Annotated in this window: 3 protein-coding genes; 2 read left to right on the top strand and 1 reads right to left on the bottom strand. The window is 51.9% G+C overall.

All coding sequences use genetic code 11. The annotated features are described in order from the left end of the window. Nucleotides 1–180: 180 nt before the first annotated feature. A complete protein-coding gene (locus VB734_RS11845; protein ID WP_323243363.1) occupies nt 181–858 on the top strand; it encodes a hypothetical protein in 678 nt (225 codons plus the stop codon). Between the two features lie 283 nt (nt 859–1,141). Here the strand turns inward: VB734_RS11845 and VB734_RS11840 are convergent, their stop codons facing one another. Then, on the bottom strand, nt 1,142–2,809 hold the full coding sequence (locus VB734_RS11840) for an FkbM family methyltransferase (RefSeq protein WP_323243362.1): 1,668 nt from the start codon (nt 2,807–2,809) through the stop codon (nt 1,142–1,144). Here VB734_RS11840 and VB734_RS11835 point away from each other — a divergent pair. Next, nucleotides 2,793–3,238 (top strand): hypothetical protein (locus tag VB734_RS11835; protein WP_323243361.1); only part of this gene is annotated, 446 nt, incomplete at its 3' end. The two genes, VB734_RS11840 and VB734_RS11835, sit on opposite strands and share 17 nt — an antisense overlap.

Genomic DNA, 3,238 nt, shown 5'->3' with positions numbered 1-3,238 from the left:
CGCTGCTGGCGTCAGCCGGAGGTGGTCTGGATCAATCCACCGCCACCGGAAAACTCCATGGATCCAGCTACCTTGGTCATGGCCGCCTGATCAGCGGCAGGGGCGTCATCTTTCCTGGCAGTCACCGCCTTAGGGTCTTGGTGTAGGGCTGCATTTCAGTGCCGAAGTCACGCGGCCGCCTTGTCGCTCTCTGATACTCCTTCTACGCCATTTGACTGGACTATTACCTCGTTTCGCGCTTTATCAAAAGTCTTGACCGGGGACTTGATTCCAGAAAAGGTTTTAAATCCCATAGACAGCTATATCAATAGAGTAGGATCTATTTCCTGTGGCTACAGTGGCATTGCTTTCCATCATGATCTGCCCCCGGATCTCGTTTCTTCATATCAATTAGGCGAGAACGAGCGCTCGACAGTTCCCCATTCTTTGCTTCATTGTAAAGAGTTTAGCTCCGCTCGCTCTCGCTTTTTTCACACTTGCACGAGTCTGCATGAAAGAATGAAGAATCCAGGAAACATATATGTTCGCTGGATGAACTTTGGCAAGAGTCGCGAAGTCACTTGGGCTTTTCCCGAAGTCCTTGACGGTGAAACCCCAGAAAGATTGTTTGAAATTATAAAGGCTGGAGTTGGTCATTCTGACTTTCATCTAATCACAATAACTTCAAAGCTTAGCGAAAGCGTTCTTCCAGTGTGCTCACCACTTACTATACAGGCCGACCAAGAGAACCCAAGAATCTTTAACGCCATTCTTTTGGAAAGAAAAGGATGGAATGGAGACCAATCTAATAGTTACAAGGGTGACGAGCCTGCTTGGTATAAATGCTTTGAAGCCGCTTTTAACTCGTTTACAATATAATTGTACTAGAGCCGTTTGCGGGCTGCTTAATTCAACCACAGCGTGATATTGTATTTAGCAAAACATCGCAAGACGCTTGCAATAGGTCCAGTCTGCGGCAACGTGTGGCGCATTCAACCGCTTGAGTAGGCGAAAAATGAGTGACTTAATTTTTTATAGCAAAAGCTACATAATATTTTTACTTAAAGAGCCTATCCCAGGCCAGCAAATGAACATTCGCTAGCCAAGAGACGAGCTTGCATTCTTCTTTTCAGTATAGCTTTTTGAATCAGTCCCTTGTTCGCTAAGTCTTGATAAAATACCAGTCATCCCATTTAGCCTCTTGCCGCTCGTACCCCTTGGCCTCCAAGAGGGTGCGTATTAGATCTCTTTGCTGGGTATAATTATGTTCAACAGTAATGCAACGAATCTGATAGGCATTCCAGTCAAATCCTTCAAGGATCGCCAGCTCGCTTCCTTCTGTGTCGACGCTTAAGTAGTCAATAACATCTGGAGCGTTGTTCTGCCGCAGAAGATCAAGCAGTGATGTTGTCGTCACCTGTATTGTATTGCCTGCGGCTGCGTAGGCATCGCGCTTGCCAATGTGCTGATCGTCTCGCCCAAATTCTTCAAGGCCCCCATAGGCATCAGCCAGTACAAAGCTCATCGTCTCGCCGCTTGTGCGGTAGACGCAGGCTGGGCTCAGCGTGCAGGAACGATTCATTTGGAGTCGTTCAAAAAGCTTTGGGTTCGGTTCAGCACAGATTCCTTTCCATCCGAAGTGTTTCTCCAGTAGCCAGCTGTTACTCAACAAAACCCCATCGGTTGCCCCAAACTCCACGAAGAAACCACCTTGTTTCCATTCCAGCTGCTCCAGCACCCATAGATCTTGGCCAAGTTGAGATCTGCTGAGGCTTTGCCACTGCTTGATTCCCTCATTCTTCGTGAGATTTGACGGCTCTAACGACCTATTGCTTAGAGCAATACTGAGCTCGTGTGAGAGCAGCTCAGTCTCTGTGCGAATGATTTCAAGTTCGGATGTTCGCATCGTCTCTGTCTTGTGATATTCCTTTAGTCGTTCGACGGCCTTGCTGTTTAGTTTTTTTGCTTCTTCCCACTTCCCCTCCTCAATAAGGATTTTCGCGGCAAGCATCCTCGCGTGACTTTCACTTGTGCCGCTTGGCACAGACCATGGGATGTTGTTCTCTAAAAAGCTCAGTGCAGCTTCCAGTCCTGATTCCTCAAGGAGTTGAAGGGTCCGCGCCTTTGGAACGCCACTCCACTGATCCTCCTCTCCAAGAATGGTAATGAGACGCTCAAGACAAGCAATAGCAGATACATGGGCAGCGCGTTCAGGTTTGGCTGCGTTGCTGTCATCCTGTTCTAGTGCCGCTGCCAGGAGTTGAATGTATTCAGCGAATAAATCAATCGAATCTTGATGTGCTTTGGGGCTGGTCTCTGCCTCGGCAAGGCGCCATGCTGTATCAGATCTAGATGTCAATAGGGCACATACTTCAAGAGCCTCTTTGGTTGCGATTGGCTCATCTTTCAGGAGCCTAAGTGCTCCGATGACGGCCCCTCCCAATTGCTGGGCGTCTGCCAAGGCCAGCAAGCCACCCAAAACTTGTGCGTTGGTCAAGGGGGCATCCCGCAGAAGGCCTATGCATGGCTTCCAGCGATCTAGTGTCACAACCTGTTTCACCTCTTGGTGAATGGCTGCATGCAGCCATCTGTCCCAAGGGATGAGTTGATCGCTGTTTTCCTGATGCTGCAGGAGCTGGTTCACCACCCCCTTGGTGCTCTCCGGCGCATTACGCAGCTGGGCCCGCCACAGCCGCACCCCCTCCGCATAGGCCTGCCCCCGCTGGATCCAGTCGCCCGTGGCGCCGCCCCCCTCGGGCTCCTCGGGCCAGGCCGGCAAGTGCACCCCCAGGGTGGCCAGCTGCTCGGTGAGGGTGGGGCTGGTTGGCATACAGACTCGTAAACTGGCTAAAAGCATTCTCGCAGTGGACTCTCTGGCAATCCAGCGCTGCCTCACGATCCTTGAAGACCGCTACCGCGAGTTGCGTGAGATCGGTGAGAATCGCTTTCAAGCCTGGATGGAGGAAAAAGCCGCTCTGACGCAGCAGGTCAAAGCCAAGACCGAAGCCCTCACTGGCGCAGAGGCCAGCTACGACGAGGTTCAAGCCCAGCTCGCTGGTTGCGCCAAGGAGCGAGACGAACAGGCCAAAGCCACCAACGATCTCCAGCTCCAGCTCAACGCCCAGGCCGAAACCCTCCACCAGGCCCAGGCCGTCCGCGATCAGCAGGCTGAGCAGCTCAAACGCCTCCAGGACGACCTCGCACTCGCCAAGGCCCAGCACGACGCCCTCGCCTCCGAGAAGGACGCCGCCATCCACAG

The sequence above is a fragment of the Synechococcus sp. BA-124 BA4 genome (assembly GCF_034931165.1).
The sequence above is the reverse complement of the archived record's forward strand: the minus strand, read 5'-3'. Positions and strand labels throughout refer to the sequence as shown.